Raw genomic sequence first — 16,095 nt, 5'->3', positions numbered from 1 at the left:
CTATGCGGCGGGGTCTGTGCTGGCTCACTGTGGCAATACCCAGGTGCTGTGTACGGTGTCAGCATCGGAGGACGTGCCACGCTGGCTGCGGGATTCGGGGCAGGGATGGCTGACGGCGGAATATCGGATGTTGCCCAGCGCCACCCATACCCGGAAGTCGCGGGAGCTGATGAAGCTGTCCGGACGTACCCAGGAAATTCAACGATTGATTGGTCGCAGTTTGCGGGCAGCCATTGACCTGGAGGCCCTGGGGGAAATCACACTGATGGTGGATGCGGATGTGATTCAAGCCGACGGGGGGACTCGGACAACGGCCATCACTGGGGCCTATGTGGCATTGGAAGATGCGATCGCATCTCTCATCGCCAAAGGCACGCTCAAAACGTCCCCCCTCAAACACCAAATTGCTGCCATCTCCGTTGGCCTACTAGAAGGCGACGCCTTTCTCGATTTGAACTATCCCGAGGATGTGGCGGCTGACATCGACTTTAACGTAGTGCTCAACGGCGATCTAGGCTATATCGAGGTGCAGGGCACTGCCGAGGCCAATAGCTTTAGCCGTCAGCAGCTCAACCAAATGTTGGACTACGCTGAGGTAGGCATCAAACGCCTGATGACATTACAAAAAGAGGCGTTGGGTTGATCACCGGCTTCGATTGTGCTTAGCCTAGTCCCGCTGGCTGAGCGTAGTCGAAGCCAGCGGGACTAGGCTGCGGGGGCCTTGTCGGAGGATTTTAGGGAGAATGCGAAGGTTGCGATCGCAATCGTCAATCCACCCGCCACAAAAAACGGTATGCCATAGCCAAAGGTAACCAGCACCCCCGAAATAGCTGGACCAATGGCATTAGACATACTGAGATACGACGAATTTGTCCCCAGAGCTTCTCCTTGCTCATCTTTAGACGTGCGTAATGACAGCAACGAGTCGATTAGGGGCATGGGAAACGCATTGACAATGCCAAAGAAAAACAGCAAAATCCAAAATGCCTCAATCGTGGGAAATGACGGATAGAGGATCAACAAAATCCCTCGCATCACCAGGGCAATGACCAGCAGCGTCACCAGGTTTACCTTTTTACGCAGGGGCTCCAGCAAAAACACCTGGGAGAGAAACGCCAAAATACCAAAAAATACGAAAGCAAAGGCTAGGTTTTTGGTGTCTTGCTCTAGTACGGTCAGAAAGAAGGGCTGAAAGGCAAAGGTAAAGACCGTAAACGTTGCCCCGTTGAGAAAGGTCATTAGAAAGATGCGACCCACCACCGGTTTACGAAATGAGGTGGCAAGACGACCAAAGCCAAAATCGGCAAAGGAGAGTTTGAGCTTACTGTCACACTCCGACGGCGGCCGCGTCTCTGGTAAGAGGGTAAAACAAAAGACAGCTGCGACCAGCGCCATCACGGCTGAAATCATAAAGCTCATACCCAAGGGCGTAACCCCCGGCAGTGGCGGCAGCGTCTGGGCGAAATAAGCTAAAGGCGGTCCAACGACAAACCCTAGACGAAACATGCCGCCAAAAATACCAAACGCCTGGGTGCGCTGTTCCGGTGTGGTAATGTCACTTACCACCGCTTGGGCGACTGAGTTATTGCCCCCGGTCAAACCATCTAACATCCGCGCCAGATATAGCCACCAGGCAAAGGGACTCACCGCCGCCAAAATATTGGCCACCACCGTACCCAGCAGACTCATCACCAGCAGCGGCTTACGACCAATCCGATCCGATAGCCGTCCCAGGATGGGGGTACCAAAAAACTGCGATAGGGAAAATGCCGTAGTTAGCAGACTGGCCGCCAGATCGCTCAGGCCAAATTCCTTAGCATAGGGGTACAGCGTTGGAATAATAATAGTGAAACTAACGGAATTAATGAACGCCACCAGGGTGACAATCCAAAACTGTAAAGGCAGGCGTAACTTAGCAGCCATAAAAAAGTGACGTAAAGTTTTGTAACCTTGTTAGAGTATCAGCATTTTGTTGACGCTTCGAGAACAGTTAAGTTAGAATCTCGTCATTGAGTTTTTCACAGACTTTATTGTCATGAATGCAGCCAAGCAGCTACCGCTTCACAGTCTAACTAGCCTTCTAGGGCTGGGACTGCTGCTGCTGCTGCGCCTGGCGCATACTATCTTGACTTCACCCCAACCTTAATCGATCTAAGTAGGCTTTCCTCAACAGCTCAGAAACTTAAACGCCGTGATTTTCAAGGGGCGCTAACGTCTAGTCTGTTGTAGTTGCAGTGTGGGATGTGTTAGGCGATAGCCGTAACGCATCGATACTCTGAGCTATTAGTTTCTGTTGCTTACTAAATGCCTTCCAAGCTTGCTCTCAGCCCTGGCACAGGGCAACAATTTATCCTGCAAAAAATCATGCTACAAAATCCTGCTCAAAAGTATCGTCCGTTTCAGTCTGTTCAAATCCCAGATCGTACCTGGCCCAGTCGCACCATTACCCAGCCCCCCATCTGGCTCAGCACCGACCTACGCGACGGCAACCAGGCCCTGGCCCAGCCCATGTCCATCGACCAAAAGCTACAGTTTTTCAAACTACTGGTACAGATCGGCTTTAAAGAAATTGAGGTGGGGTTCCCCTCCGCATCCGCAACAGAATTTGAGTTTGTCCGACGACTGATTGAGGAAAATCATATTCCTAAAGATGTCACCATCCAGGTACTGACCCAGGCCAGAGACCCACTGATCCAGCGGACATTTGAGTCCTTGCAGGGTGTCAAACAAGCTATCGTCCATATGTATAACGCCACCGCCCCGGTATTTCGCCGAGTGGTGTTTGGCAATAGCAAAGCGGAGACCATTGACCTAGCTGTATCGGCGGCCAAACTCATCCGTCAGCTGGCGCAGCAACAGCCTGACACCTGCTGGCGGTTTCAATACTCTCCTGAAGTGTTTACCTCAACAGAACTCCCCTTTGCTCGCGATATTTGTAACGCAGTGTTAGCCGTATGGCAACCTACACCAGCAGCAAAGGCTATCATTAATCTCCCCGCCAGTGTAGAAGTCGCCACCCCCAATGTGTTTGCCGACCAAGTGGAATGGATGCACCGCCATTTAGACTACCGAGATGCGGTGGCGCTCAGCGTTCATCCCCACAACGATCGCGGCTGCAGCGTTGCCGCCGCCGAACTGGCTCAAATGGCCGGAGCCGACCGGGTGGAAGGATGTCTCTTTGGCAATGGTGAGCGCACAGGGAATGTGGACCTGGTCACCTTAGCGATGAACCTCTATACCCAAGGAGTACATCCTGGACTAGACTTTTCCAAGATTGATGCCATTGCCGATGTAGTCAAATACTGCACCCAGCTGCCCATTCATCCCCGCCATCCCTACATCGGTGAGCTAGTGTTTACCGCCTTCTCTGGCTCTCACCAAGATGCCATTAAAAAAGGCTTTGCCCAACGACAGTCGACGCACCCTTGGGAGATTCCCTATTTGCCTATGGACCCAGCCGATGTGGGTCGCTCCTATGAAGCCATCGTGCGGGTCAACAGTCAGTCAGGTAAAGGCGGTATTGCATTTTTACTAGAGCGCGACTACAACGTAGTGCTACCAAAACGTCTACAGGTGGAGTTTAGCCAGGTGGTACAGCAAAGAATGGACAGCACGGGCGAAGAGATCTCATCTGCGGCGATCTGGCAGTTGTTTAACCAAACCTATGGAACGCCACCGGGACCTCTATCGTACGTGGCCCATCAGCTGAAAACAGCTGGCGAGAATAATCAAACACAACAGCTGGAATTACAGATTGTCACTGGTGACAAACAGCAAAACTTGCAAGGAATAGGCAATGGCCCCATTGACGCTCTGGTTGCAGCACTGCACCAGGGTGGGTTTAGCATCGAGATTGTTGATTATGAAGAACGAGCCTTGAATTCTGGTAGTAGTGCTAAAGCGATTGCCTTAGTTGCGGTAGCTGGCATAGAACCATCACCCAGCTACTACGGGATGGGAACCCACGGCAATATTACAACAGCGTCCATATTAGCTGTGCTCAATGGGTTAAACCGTTTACTTCAAGCGCAGAACCAGCGGCAGCAAGCAGAACAACGACTGAGTGTATGTGTTTGATCAGGGGGCAGGCGTTAGCCGTTTATATCCTGACTCCTGGCGTCTTACCCAGTATGGGCTACCTGACGAGATGCTTCCACGTCAAACAATTGTTTTGACGTGGAGGGTTGAGGCCGATTTATCAAGACAGGACAAACGGCTCGATGGCTGACATAGTAGCTTACACTGCCGACCACAAGTTCTCGTATACCTGAGAATCCACGACATCCCATCACGATTAGATCGGCTGGCCAATCCTGCGCCAGCTCACAGATGCGCTGCCCCGTACGTCCCTGCACAACATCACAGATAGCCTCAATACCCTCAGCTTCAATCTCGTCCACCCGCTGTTGTAGCCATTGCCACCAGTTATTGACAAATCGATTCCATTCTTGTTTGTACTCTGCGAACAAAAGCTCACTATGCTGCAATATGTACTGACTATCGCTAAAGATAAGCTTTTGAGGCATGCCCGGTTCATCCTCGTCAATGACATGCACCAGTCTGATTTCAGCCTGATAGAGCTGGGCCAAAGCGAGGGCCGTCGCCATAGAATTTATCGCTGTTTCGGAGCGATCCATGGCGACCAAAATCCGCTGCGGCGGATGGGCCGCGTGACTGTCCCCATCCAGTCTGTTCGAAGGTGGACGCGACTGTCCATGGGCATGAACAATTAAAACAGAGCAAGGAGCATGGTGAAGCACATGGTTACTGACGCTGCCAATCAGCAGTTCACTAATACCAGAGAGACCACGACTACCGACCACCACCAAATCCGCATCCCAGGATTGAGCCAGCTCACAGAGCGTTGCGCCTGGATTACCATAGAGAAGACTGCCGGACACAGTCACTCCCGTTTGACGAGTTTCCGATACTTGTTGATCGAGTTTGGCTTGGGAGCGCTCTACAAATTGATTCCAGTCTGTTTGATAGACATCTAACACCGTCGTATTAATGCTGGGATAGAGAGGTCCGCCAAAATATCCACTAAACTGTGGTGCACCGGGTTCACCATCGACTAAAACGTGGGCTAGTTTTAGCTCCGCATCACAGCTTTGAGCAAACATCAGCGCTTGCTGTAAGGCATTTAAACTCAACTCAGAATTATCCAGGCCGACTACAATTTTGCGAATCATAGGTTTTCTCCTAATATCCTGTGGCTCACCTGATGCAAGAAAAGGAGCTTACATATCTGCTGCTCTAGAGCAATCTCAACAAAACAAGTTGAGGAACTTATGAAGAAAAAGCTATCGCTGGCCAGAAGCTATCAAGAGGTCATCAACGGATGCGCTGCAAGTTTATTTTGCTAACGGTAATTTTTTACTTGTACAGTAGAAGGGCTGTGTACGCGCGGATAGATAATGATGGGTCGCCTGCGTTGGTTATGTTTGTTGGGTTTAGTTTTACTGCTACAAGCCTGTGGCAGTTTTAGTGATGTCCCCCCTCAGTCAGTTGTAGAAAGGGGGCTAGCGCTAAAAATGGCTCACACCCAGCAGGTCTTAATCGCCAGTCTAGCGCCCAAGGAGCTTCAGCTACCAAATTTTAAGCTCCGCCAGGTGGCAGTCACCCTCAGGGAGCCCCAGGATAATGACACCTTCCATGTCCAAGGCACTTATCAAGCTATCATCCAGCTAACCAGTCGAGAAAAAAAAGAATCTGGCCCGTTCGATCTTTACATTGCTAGAGAAAAGGCTGAAGACACTATTAGCTGGTTTTTGTTGTCCCATGATAAAAGGGACCTACTGGTAACAAATCCGACCTAGCTCCCTTAGAAGCATAGGTCAGAACGTCATAGTTCATCAGCTCGCTCACCGCTAACATAGCTTCGCCAGCCTTAGACACGGATGCCTTAGCCACCTGCGACAAAGATATATCGCAGGATAAAGATCGCAGCCAAAATCCACATGCCAACGGTGGTCTCACTGACTTTGCCTTGGAATGCTTTGACTAAGGGATAGGCGATTAATCCCATGGCTAGACCTTCGGCGATGGAGTAGGACAACGGCATCATAATGATGGTTAGAAAGGCTGCGATCGCAGCCGCCGGATCCTCCCAATCAATCAGCCGAGCCCCAGACATCATCATCACCCCTACCATAATTAGAGCCGGAGCGGTGGCAAAGGCAGGAATCCCGGAGAACAGCGGAATAAACAGCAGAGAAAGTAGAAAGAGAACGGCTGCTACCACAGCGGTAAACCCACTCCGACCCCCTTCAGAAATACCGGATGCTGACTCAATATAGGTGGTAACGGTAGATGTGCCTAAAATAGACCCGGCGGTTGTACCCACCGCATCAGCCATAAAGGCCTTCTCAACACCGGGAAACCGGCCCTCACGATCAATGTAACCAGCCTTAGAACCTAAGCCTGTCAGCGTACCAATGGTGTCAAACAGATCGACAAATAGAAAGACAAAGACAATGCTCACCACTTCCAGCACATTTAGCTGAAACAGTTCTCCCAACCCGGTAAAGGCTTGACCAAACAGATGGCTAGGGGCCGCTGGAATCGCGGCTATGCCTTCAGGCCAGGGGGCAACGCCAAATAGCCAGGCCAGCAGGGCCGTACCAACAATGCCCCACAGCAGCGCGCCGGTAATGCGCCGAGCAAACAGAAATGCGGTAATCCCCAACCCTAACAGGGTCATGGCCGCCTGGGGAGATCTGAGATTCCCTAAGGTGGTCAAGGTGGCCTCGGAGGACGCAATAATGCCCGCCCCCTTGAGGGCAATGTAGGCAATAAACAAACCAATGCCTGCCGTAGTCGCATGTTTGACCGCATCCGGAATCGCGGCAACAATCTTGCTACGCACGTTGGTGAGGGTAAGAATAATAAAGATAATTCCCTCAATAAAGACGGCTGCTAGGGCGACGCGCCAGTCCACCCCCATCCCCAGGACAACGGTAAAAGCAAAAAAGGCATTGATGCCCATGCCCGGAGCCAGCACAAAGGGTAGCTTGGCGTAGAAGCCCATGATCAGCGTTGCGATCGCAGCTGAAATCCCAGTAGCCATGACCAGTTCCCCAAACAAATCTCCCGATCCATCTAGAAAAACAGCCTCAGACAGAATTGCCGGGTTGACGATCAGAATGTAGGCCATGGTGACAAAGGTGGTCACGCCAGCTAATATCTCTGTCTGTAGATCGGTGCCCAGGGCATCGAAGTGAAAAAAGTTAGCAATGGTCCTCACAAAGCCAGATGGCTGTTGAATGTTGCCCGATTGATTCGACATAGCGCGGTAGTGTGTAGCGGTGGTAGCGTAAATCCCAGTGAACGATGTAGGCTTTCTATCGTCTGTCTGCGTGGTTACCGATCAAAAAGATGTAATATTTTTTTTGGCATTGCTGATCCTTGAGGTACCTTCAAGCGTTCGGTCCATCCCCTGAATCAGCAATCGCTTTATTTTTTATTGACTAAGTTTTTGTTGACTAAGAATATAGGCACCGGGGTTCAGCTAAAGTTTGTAGGTCAAGCCGAAATCACGACAGTTTTGTAGGACTGATAAGATAGCTAGCAAACCGTCTACATCTAGTAACTAACCATGCGTGTCTTTGTGGTTTTATTTAATGCTCGCACTGAGAATGAGGGGATTCATTCCCTCAAAGTGGGCGATCGCAACATAGTGCTGATGTTTGAAGCTGAAGACGATGCCACACGCTTTGGTGGGTTGCTAGAGGCCCAGGATTTTCCGTCATGCAGCGTGGAAGGTTTTGAGTCGAGCGAAATTGAAGAGTTTTGCCACGGTGCCGGGTACGAAGCCAAAATGGTGGAAACCGGTACGCTGGTGATGCCTCCGGAACAAAACTTGGAGGCCACAGATTGGGATCCAGAAACCCGACCAGATGCCCGACCAGACACCCATCCCGATACACTACCTCGGCCGGCTGAATCAGCTGAATCGGCACAGGACATGTCTCAAAATGAGCTTGATCGGATTCGGCAGCAGTTGGAGAAGTTGCTATGACAAGCACGCCGCCGAACACTCCGCCGAGCACTCCACCCAACGCTCTTAGCGATCGCGGCTACCTCCTCACCGAGCAAAGTAACCCCAATAGCCAGCACCTAGACCAGCTATCAACGTTGGAGATGGTGCAGGTGTTTAACCGCGAAGATCAGCGGACGGTCAATGCGATCGCAGCCGCTGCCCCCGTCCTGGCATCAGCCATTGATCGCACAGCCGAAGCATTACGCCAGGGAGGCCGGTTGTTTTATATCGGTGCCGGTACCAGCGGTCGGCTGGGAGTGCTAGATGCCGCTGAATGCCCACCAACATTTTGTACCCCACCGGAGCTGGTACAAGGAGTCTTAGCGGGGGGACCACCGGCCCTGTTGCGCAGTTCAGAGGCATTGGAAGACTTGCCAGAGGATGGCGCAACCGCCATGGCAACCCATCAAATTTCAGCCCTGGATGTGGTGGTGGGCATTACCGCAGGCGGCACCACCCCCTACGTCCACGGTGCCCTCAAAGAAGCAAACCTGCGGGGGGCAACAACGATTTTTATGGCCTGTGTCCCCCAAGATCAGGTTGATATAGAAGTAGATATCGATCTGCGGCTGCCCGTGGGGCCAGAGGTACTCGCCGGGTCTACCCGTCTGAAGGCAGGCACCGTGACCAAAATGGCCCTAAATATTTTGTCCACAGGCGTCATGGTGAAATTAGGTAAAGTCTACGGCAACCGTATGGTCGATGTGTCGGTGACCAACACCAAGCTCCACGACCGGGCCCTGCGGATTATTGCGGCCCTGACCGAGCTATCTAGAGACGAGGCCGAAACCTTACTCCGCCAGAGTGACCAAAAGGTAAAACTGGCCCTGTTAATGCACTGGGCACAGTTAGATCCAGCCGCAGCCCAGACGGCCCTAGATCAAAGTCAAGGCAATCTCCGCCAAGCCTTGATGGGATAAACCGTGAATGGGGTAAACCATAAATCGTTTTGAGCCATGCCCTATATCTCTTCTTTACAGGACTATGTCCAGGCAGCCCTATCTGGCGAGGTAGTGGCTTTACCCACTGACACCGTATGGGGTGTGGCGGTCACCCCTGACCACAGCGCCAGTCTTTATACTCTCAAACAGCGGAGCCTGGAAAAATCCTTGATTTTACTGGGAGCTCAGGCGTCCGATCTGTGGCCCTATGTCACCATAGATGCGGCGCAGTGGCAGACAATGACTGAGCGTTACTGGCCTGGACAGCTGACTCTGGTGGTGCCTGCTAGTCCGAAAGTGCCCTTGGCAATGCATCCCACCACCCCCGATACCATCGGGGTGCGGGTACCCGATCACCCAGTAGCTCGTCAGATTTTGGCGTTAACGGGACCGTTGGCGACCACCAGCGCCAATGTGTCGGGACAGCCTAGTCTGAGCAGCTTGGAGCAGGTTTTAAACCAGTTTCCTAGTGTTTATGGGTTAGACAGTAGCGCTTTTCAGGCACTTTTTCTACAGTTAACCCATCAACAGAAAGTAATACCTTCACCATCCCGATTGCCCTCAACCGTAGTTCGTTGGCAATCGGGACAATGGGAGATTTTACGTCAGGGAACTGTGTATTTGTAGAGTATAAGTAATGAAGCTGGGCTCAAATCAGTTAGGTTGAATCACTACGATTGGCAAACGATGTGCAAATGTTCTAAAACATCAGAACATTTTTTATACAGAAGTATTCATACATACAACGTCCTATGGATTGGCAAACGGTAGTACTCATTGGGATCGGCTTTGTAGCGGGAGTCGTTATCACCAGACTGCGCCAGACGCGCCAGACCGGTCGTGTGGCAGCGGCGGATGCCGCCGCTGCCACGGCTTCAACAGAGAATACGGATAGCGCCATCGCCCCGGTAGATGGCGACCCTGCAAGGAGCCTGGGAACTCCCCCAGACAATCCCCAAGAGCTGGCCTATCATCGCCTCAGCCAGCTGGAACGATTCAAAAGTGGTTTTCTAGCACGCACCGCCCATGAGTTGCGATCGCCCATTAACAGTGTGATCGGTTTACATCAGCTAATTTTAGAAGGCCTCTGTGAAACACCGGAAGAGGAAAAACAATTTACCGGTGAGGCCAAGGAAGCCGCCTATAAGGTTTTACAGCTCTTTGATACCGTCATTGCGGCCTCTAAGCTGGATATTGGTCGTGAAGTACCTGTGCTTGAGCCCGTGGCTCTGGCTACCTTGTTCAAAACTTTACAGGACCTGACTCGGCTACAGGCAGCTAATAGCAATGTCCGCCTGACATTTAAACCCACCGATCTGTTGGTTGCTAGCGATTTAAAGTGGCTGCAAATGATGTTGATCAGTCTCATCGACGATGCCATTACTACCACCAAGCTAGGGGATATTACGCTAGCGGCATTGGCAGATGAGGAGTATGTTTTGCTAAGGCTTGAAGCCGACCGTCCAGCGAGCGATCTGAGTGTCAGATTGGACACCTCACTCTATGGTCGCGAAGTGGACTTAAGTAATCTTTCATCGGTGTATCTATCCACCGGTCTCACCCTGGCCGTTGCCCAAGAAATGTTGAAAGCGCTCAATGGAGAACTGATTTTACCCGCAGCTGATGACGCTCCTATAATTACTGTAAAGCTCCCGGCAGCTATCTAGCCCCGAGACTAGACTTGGCACTAGTATGGGCTACAAGGTGATGTTATAGCTGTGGCAACAGGCTGGACATCTCCAGGCATCTATCTAACGAGCGTTGACGCTTGGCAACCGACACTTAGCAGTCGCTAATTTTATTGATAACAAACTGACAACAACGGTTTTATTATTTTGTATCCTATTAACGCTGATACCGCTGAGACGGCTGTACAGCCTAAAGCGTGTGGCCCCTCTAAGATTTTGATTGTTGATGATGTGCCCAGTAACTTACGGTTACTGTCAACAGCGTTAGATCAGGCTGGCTACAATGTGCGCAATGCCATTGATGGCACGGTGGCAATGATGAGTATTGCGGCTGAAATGCCCGATCTGATTCTGTTGGATATCAGAATGCCTGATCTGGATGGATTTGCCGTCTGTCGTCAGCTCCATGGTAATGCCATAACCGCTGATATTCCGGTTATTTTTATGAGCGCTCTAGATGAATTGCCCGACAAATTGAGGGCATTTTCATTGGGCGCTGTGGACTATATTACCAAGCCATTTCAAATTGCTGAAGTTTTAGTACGCATTGAACATCAGCTAGAATTACGACGGTTGCGGCAGGCGCTTAAGGCCCAAAATCAAAAATTACGCATTATCTTGCGCCAGTATGAAGTTGCTGAAACGCAAATTCACCAAATTAATCAAGAGCTAGAGCAGCGGGTTTTTGATCGCACCAAAGAACTCAACGATACCAATCATAATCTACAGCAAGAGATCCGTGAACGTCAGCAAGCCCAGGCTAAGCTGATGTATCTGGCAATGCATGATGCTCTCACTGGATTGCCAAATCGTACCCTGCTGATGAAGCGTCTAGAAGGGACTGTAGAGACCAGCCAGTCTGCCCTGTATCAATGGTCGGCGCTATTGATGCTGGATTGCGATCGCTTTAAAACAATCAATGACACCCTGGGCCATCTGCGAGGGGATCGATTGCTGATAGAAATCGCCAATCGCATTACGGCGATGATTCCTGACGATAGCTTTGCCGCCAGACTAACCGATGACAAATTTGCGATTCTCCTACCGCCTGTGTCGGATCCAAGCGCCATTTTGCGCCTAGTTCAGGGGCTGCAGCAAAGCTTAGGGGAACCCATAGAGCTAGGGGACCATGAGGTAACCGTCAGTGCCAACGTGGGCATTGTCCTGGTGGAGCCTAGCTATCGTCAGGCCGAACATGTGCTGCGGGATGGTTCTCTAGCCCTGATTCAGGCAAAACAAAAGCCCCAGGGCTGGCTGGCCTTTCAGCCCGAAATGCACGAGCAGGCACTGCATCGTCTCACCCTGGAGGGTAAACTGCGCCAGGCCCTGCGTCAGGAACAGCTACAAATTTTTTATCAGCCGATTGTAGCCCTAGCCGCGACAGAAGCAGCGGGACCGATTGTAGGCTATGAGGCCTTAGTTCGCTGGCAGCCTGAGGGCACCTCTGATTTTTTGTCGCCTGCCGATTTTATCCCCCTAGCAGAGGAAAGCGATCTGATATCCCAGCTAGGGAACTGGGTTTTTCTCACAGTTTGTGAACAGCTGAAACAGTGGCAGCAAGATTCACCGTCTACGCCAGTGCCCTTTGTGAGTGTCAATTTCTCTGTGCGTCATTTACAAGATGAACAGTTTTCTCAGCAAATTCACGCAGTTTTACAACAGACCCAGGTGCAACCCTCCTGGCTTAAATTTGAGATTACAGAAAATCTTTTAATTGGCGACAGTGGACCGGTATTAAGAACATTAGATCAGCTGAGACGCTGGGGTATTCAAATCAGTATTGATGATTTTGGTACAGGGTATTCGTCCTTGAGTTATCTCAAACAGCTGCCAGTGGATACCCTCAAGATTGACCGGGCATTTATTAAAGATATCGAGTCAAATTACGATAATTTTAAGATTATTGAGGCGATTATAAAACTCGCTCAAGCCCTCAAGCTCGATGTGGTCGCTGAGGGCATTGAAACCGAATGGCAGGCGCAACAGCTGATCAATCTAGGGTGTAATTACGGACAAGGGTATTGGTTTTCCCAGCCCTTGGACAGTCAGGCTGTGGGGAGTCTGCTAAAAGACTAACGACCACCGCGAATACTGAGATAGCGATTATGGCGAATGGCGGCCATGGTGTCTTGAATATCCATGGGAGCATTGCCAAGGATTTTTAGCAGGTGGGAGCCCAGCTCCAGGGCCGCTTCAAACTCAGGCTGTACCACTTCTCGAGCCCCGGCCTGGGTCAGGCTATCAATCTCTGCAGTAATGTGGGCACGGGCAATGACATCCAGGTGGGGGGCGATCGCCAGGGATCGTTTTAGCAACAGTCGCGTACTGGCCGGATCGGGCAGCGTAATGGCCAGGGCAATGGCTTTTTCTAGGTGCGCTTTTTCTAAAATCTGTTCTGAGTCAGCATCCCCTAAAATATATGGAATTTGGTGATGGCGCAGAGTTTGAACGGCGGCCTCGTTGTTTTCGAGTACCAATACTGGGTAGCGGCCCTGCTGCTGCAGAATGCTAACCACCACTTGCCCCACTCGCCCATAGCCGGCGACTACAATATGGTTGGTGAGTTCGTCCTCGATCCACAAGTCCTGGGGAGATTCCCAAATGGTGAGAAACGGTCTGAGTCGTTTTGATTTGAGTAAGACTTCGGCAATGGGAGTGGCCGATTCGAATAGGATCGGGGTACAGACCAGGGTAATGGCTGTAGTACCCAATAGCAACAAATAGGTCTGTTGTGAAACCAGGTTGTTCTCTAAACCGACTAAGGCTAAAACAAAGGAGAATTCTCCAATTTGATTGATCCCCAGGCTGGCGCGCAGAGAGGTCTTAAAGGAATAGCCAAAGGAGAGCACCACGGGCAGGACAATCAAGGCTTTACCCACCATCGCTAGGGCCACCAAGCCTAGAATGACACCCGCATTTTGGATCAAAATCTGGGGGTCAATCAACATGCCAATGGAGGAAAAGAACAAACAGGCAAAGGTATCTCGCAGGGGCAGAAACCGGCTGAGGGCATGGTCAGCATGGTCGATTTCTGCAATCATGAGTCCGGCGGCAAAGGCTCCAATTTCAATGGAAAGACCGAGTCGTGCGGTAATCAGAGCGACACTGAGACACAGGGCTAGAAGTGTCAATAAAAACAGCTCGCCACTTTCGGTGCGAGCTACGGCGCGAATCATCCGGGGGACTAGCCAATAGCCAGCTGCGATCGCAACCGTGATAAATAGTCCCACCTTGAGCAGGGCCAGTCCCAACACCACCAGCAGTGCCCCCTGGGAATTGAGGGAGGGAATAATCGCCAGCATCACCCCCAGAGCCAAATCCTGGGCAATCAAAATCGCCAGCATAATCTGACCGTGGCGCGTATTGGTCTCTCCTCGCTCGGTCAGCGTTTTGAGCACAACGGCGGTAGACGACAGCGACAGCACTGCCCCGAGAAAAATGCCCTGGGTTAGGGAGGTGGCCCAGCCCAGTAAGCTGCTAATGATAGCCACCGCAGCCGTAGTTAGACCAATTTGCAACAGACTGCCCTGTAGCGCCACATTGCGCACCCGATTGAGTTCGGCCAGGGAAAACTGCACTCCGAGGGAAAACAGCAAAAAAGCCACCCCCAGCTCGGCCAATCCCTGGATTGCATTGGTATCGTTAATCAGCTTCAGACCTAACGGTCCGATCACCAAACCCGAGAGTAAATAGCCCAGCAGTACTGGCTGACGCAAGCGGTTAGCCAAGTAGCCCCCCGTGGCTGAGGCCCCTAGCGCCACAGTCAAATCTAAGATAAAGCCACTGTCTGCTGCCATGGTGTACCCGCGTCGATTCTCTCTGACTTACTCTACTGGAGTTTAGGAGATTTGACAGGGTGAACAGGTCTTTGAGGCCGGGATATGAGATCCCCCCTTGCAAAACCGCCATTTAACGCTAAGCTAAGCCCCAGACAAGCGTGTTTTCCCATAGATGCCATCGTCCAGCCAAAATTCAAAACAGCCCCAGGCTCTGACGCTTAAACAGGCGGCCAATTGGCAATGTAGAGCCTGTGGGAGACTGTGTCGCCGCCATAATGAATTAGTTGCTGACTTTGCCCTGCGCGTGGGCCACGATATAGACGATATTCAAGCCCATCCACGGCGCTGGGTGCTCCACGTAACAAAGCTACAGCCTGACATTCAAAAAAATAATAACAGCTGCCATCATCCCACGAGTTTAAGCAAAACAACCTTGGATACCCACGCACCTTCAGGGGCAATCATTGCTCTGTGTGGCTCATGCCATCGCGCCCATCACAATTACCAACGCCGACAGCGACAGCAACGGCAGCAGTACCAACAGCAAGAACAAACAGGTCAGCTAACTCTCAAAGATATTCGTTTACCTTTAGCGGGTTTACAGCTGTCCTTACACGAGTGGGGAACTCCCTATGAGATCGTTAATCCCCAACCACCCCGTAGACGGATGAAAGCTCCTAGGACATAGGACGGGCATAAAACGGGCCGCTCAGTTTGAATATTGCCTCACTAAACAACACCTCATCCCCGTAAAGATACCTAAACTATCCCGATGGTGATCGACAGCATAGGTAAGCTGAACTAGGCAATAGCCCCGTTGCACAATAATTGCTGAGTTTTACCCCAGACATCGAGATAGTATGCACCCATCTAGCCATTGGTTTGTTCCCCTCAATGAACTCGATGCAGATACAGGTGCACCGCTAAGACCCGCAGATATGGCCCCCACTGGCAATGAGTCCCTAGCCCAGAACGGGGACTCGTTTCTAGTGACTTTGGAGAGTTTACTGATTGTCAAACGGTACGATCGCCGCAGCGATAATGATTTACTAGTGCGATCGCGACTCAAATATGGCAACGATACCCTCGTAGAAGCCATTAACTTCTTTGAGAACGATGTGCCCGCCGGAGCCGTCAGAACTAATCTGCTGTGTGAGTACATCTACGCTCAAGAGCACTACTCCAAACTAGATCGGGTTCACCTGGAAGTCGAAGTCATGGAACTGCCCGGGGACATTAGCCGAGACCAAACGATTGCCAACGGTCTTAACCTGATCAAAAACACCTTTGGCGTTGTTTTAAGCTCCTTCCTCCCCTTTGGCGGCGTCGCCTTTGATGTGATGAAGAAAATCAACACCGTCAGAAGTGAAAAGCGACGTATTTTTTTTAGTAACCTCGATCTCTATGGAGATGGAGGAGAAGGGGAAGCTCGCCTACGCTATGGAGCCTACATCTTTTTTCAAGAACCTGTAGACGGCTCACCCTATAAACTCCATAAGCTGCAGGTAAAGCATCTGGCTGCAGCAGACGCCGCCCAGCCATGTCCCCATGACTATATTGTTATCAAGGTGGTGCCAACGGCTATCCGGGTTGGCAGCAATGAAGAGCTGATGCTCAACAACCAAAAATTAGCCACTGATCTGAGT

14 protein-coding genes are annotated in these 16,095 nt (G+C 51.1%); 10 read left to right on the top strand and 4 right to left on the bottom strand.

The features are described 5' to 3' along the window. Positions 1-643 (top strand): ribonuclease PH (gene rph, locus IQ260_RS14480; RefSeq protein ID WP_193993816.1); only part of this gene is annotated, 643 nt, incomplete at its 5' end. A 62-nt stretch (positions 644-705) separates the two neighbouring features. Here the strand turns inward: rph and IQ260_RS14475 are convergent. Further along, a complete protein-coding gene (locus IQ260_RS14475) occupies positions 706-1,923 on the bottom strand; it encodes an MFS transporter (protein ID WP_193993815.1) in 1,218 nt (405 codons plus the stop codon). Positions 1,924-2,304: 381 nt separating this feature from the next. Here IQ260_RS14475 and leuA point away from each other — a divergent pair, with 381 nt between their 5' ends. Then, on the top strand, positions 2,305-4,077 hold the full coding sequence (leuA, locus tag IQ260_RS14470) for a 2-isopropylmalate synthase (RefSeq protein WP_228016092.1): 1,773 nt from the start codon (positions 2,305-2,307) through the stop codon (positions 4,075-4,077). A gap of 44 nt (positions 4,078-4,121) precedes the next feature. Here the strand turns inward: leuA and IQ260_RS14465 are convergent, their stop codons facing one another. After that, the gene (locus tag IQ260_RS14465) at positions 4,122-5,192 is read right to left on the bottom strand and encodes a universal stress protein (protein ID WP_193993814.1); all 1,071 of its coding nucleotides are present in this window, start codon (positions 5,190-5,192) and stop codon (positions 4,122-4,124) included. A 225-nt stretch (positions 5,193-5,417) separates the two neighbouring features. On the opposite strand from IQ260_RS14465, the gene IQ260_RS14460 reads away from it, so the two are divergent. Continuing rightward, positions 5,418-5,819 carry a hypothetical protein gene (locus tag IQ260_RS14460; RefSeq protein ID WP_193993813.1) on the top strand — a complete coding sequence of 134 codons (402 nt, stop codon included), beginning with the start codon at positions 5,418-5,420 and terminating at the stop codon, positions 5,817-5,819. Positions 5,820-5,905: 86 nt separating this feature from the next. Here the strand turns inward: IQ260_RS14460 and IQ260_RS14455 are convergent, their stop codons facing one another. Continuing rightward, on the bottom strand, positions 5,906-7,288 hold the full coding sequence (locus IQ260_RS14455; RefSeq protein ID WP_193993812.1) for an NCS2 family permease: 1,383 nt from the start codon (positions 7,286-7,288) through the stop codon (positions 5,906-5,908). 309 nt (positions 7,289-7,597) lie between these two features. Here IQ260_RS14455 and IQ260_RS14450 point away from each other — a divergent pair, with 309 nt between their 5' ends. The 5 genes from IQ260_RS14450 to IQ260_RS14430 all read left to right on the top strand — a co-directional run bounded on the left by IQ260_RS14450 (position 7,598) and on the right by IQ260_RS14430 (position 12,746). After that, positions 7,598-8,020, top strand: coding sequence for a DUF3110 domain-containing protein (locus tag IQ260_RS14450; RefSeq protein WP_193993811.1), 423 nt, complete (start codon positions 7,598-7,600; stop codon positions 8,018-8,020). Continuing rightward, a complete protein-coding gene (murQ, locus tag IQ260_RS14445; RefSeq protein WP_193993810.1) occupies positions 8,017-8,961 on the top strand; it encodes an N-acetylmuramic acid 6-phosphate etherase in 945 nt (314 codons plus the stop codon). Before IQ260_RS14450 ends, murQ begins: the two co-directional genes overlap by 4 nt. A gap of 36 nt (positions 8,962-8,997) precedes the next feature. After that, complete coding sequence (locus IQ260_RS14440) at positions 8,998-9,609, top strand: L-threonylcarbamoyladenylate synthase (protein ID WP_193993809.1); 612 nt, start codon at positions 8,998-9,000, stop codon at positions 9,607-9,609. A 125-nt stretch (positions 9,610-9,734) separates the two neighbouring features. Continuing rightward, a complete protein-coding gene (locus tag IQ260_RS14435; RefSeq protein WP_193993808.1) occupies positions 9,735-10,649 on the top strand; it encodes a sensor histidine kinase in 915 nt (304 codons plus the stop codon). Positions 10,650-10,817: 168 nt separating this feature from the next. After that, complete coding sequence (locus IQ260_RS14430; RefSeq protein ID WP_193993807.1) at positions 10,818-12,746, top strand: putative bifunctional diguanylate cyclase/phosphodiesterase; 1,929 nt, start codon at positions 10,818-10,820, stop codon at positions 12,744-12,746. Here IQ260_RS14430 and IQ260_RS14425 read toward each other — a convergent pair. Beyond that, positions 12,743-14,467 (bottom strand): cation:proton antiporter, encoded by a 1,725-nt coding sequence (locus IQ260_RS14425; RefSeq protein WP_193993806.1) that lies wholly within the window; start codon positions 14,465-14,467, stop codon positions 12,743-12,745. The two genes, IQ260_RS14430 and IQ260_RS14425, sit on opposite strands and share 4 nt — an antisense overlap. Positions 14,468-14,621: 154 nt before the next feature. Here IQ260_RS14425 and IQ260_RS14420 point away from each other — a divergent pair, with 154 nt between their 5' ends. Beyond that, entirely contained in the window at positions 14,622-15,137 is a 516-nt protein-coding gene (locus IQ260_RS14420) for a hypothetical protein (protein WP_193993805.1), read from the top strand. A 172-nt stretch (positions 15,138-15,309) separates the two neighbouring features. After that, positions 15,310-16,095 (top strand): hypothetical protein (locus IQ260_RS14415; RefSeq protein ID WP_193993804.1); only part of this gene is annotated, 786 nt, incomplete at its 3' end.

The sequence above is a fragment of the Leptolyngbya cf. ectocarpi LEGE 11479 genome (genome assembly GCF_015207065.1).
Lineage (GTDB): Bacteria > Cyanobacteriota > Cyanobacteriia > Phormidesmidales > Phormidesmidaceae > Leptothoe > Leptothoe ectocarpi.
The sequence above is the reverse complement of the archived record's forward strand: the minus strand, read 5'-3'. Positions and strand labels throughout refer to the sequence as shown.

Excerpts from the sequence above, each read along its gene's own strand:
- IQ260_RS14420 (WP_193993805.1), top strand. The coding sequence starts at position 14,622 with ATGCCATCGTCCAGCCAAAATTCAAAACAGCCCCAGGCTCTGACGCTT.
- IQ260_RS14435 (WP_193993808.1), top strand. The coding sequence starts at position 9,735 with ATGGATTGGCAAACGGTAGTACTCATTGGGATCGGCTTTGTAGCGGGA.
- murQ (WP_193993810.1), top strand. The coding sequence starts at position 8,017 with ATGACAAGCACGCCGCCGAACACTCCGCCGAGCACTCCACCCAACGCT.
- IQ260_RS14460 (WP_193993813.1), top strand. The coding sequence starts at position 5,418 with ATGATGGGTCGCCTGCGTTGGTTATGTTTGTTGGGTTTAGTTTTACTG.
- IQ260_RS14440 (WP_193993809.1), top strand. The coding sequence starts at position 8,998 with ATGCCCTATATCTCTTCTTTACAGGACTATGTCCAGGCAGCCCTATCT.
- leuA (WP_228016092.1), top strand. The coding sequence starts at position 2,305 with ATGCCTTCCAAGCTTGCTCTCAGCCCTGGCACAGGGCAACAATTTATC.
- IQ260_RS14455 (WP_193993812.1), bottom strand. The coding sequence starts at position 7,288 with ATGTCGAATCAATCGGGCAACATTCAACAGCCATCTGGCTTTGTGAGG.
- IQ260_RS14425 (WP_193993806.1), bottom strand. The coding sequence starts at position 14,467 with ATGGCAGCAGACAGTGGCTTTATCTTAGATTTGACTGTGGCGCTAGGG.
- IQ260_RS14465 (WP_193993814.1), bottom strand. The coding sequence starts at position 5,192 with ATGATTCGCAAAATTGTAGTCGGCCTGGATAATTCTGAGTTGAGTTTA.
- IQ260_RS14475 (WP_193993815.1), bottom strand. The coding sequence starts at position 1,923 with ATGGCTGCTAAGTTACGCCTGCCTTTACAGTTTTGGATTGTCACCCTG.
- IQ260_RS14450 (WP_193993811.1), top strand. The coding sequence starts at position 7,598 with ATGCGTGTCTTTGTGGTTTTATTTAATGCTCGCACTGAGAATGAGGGG.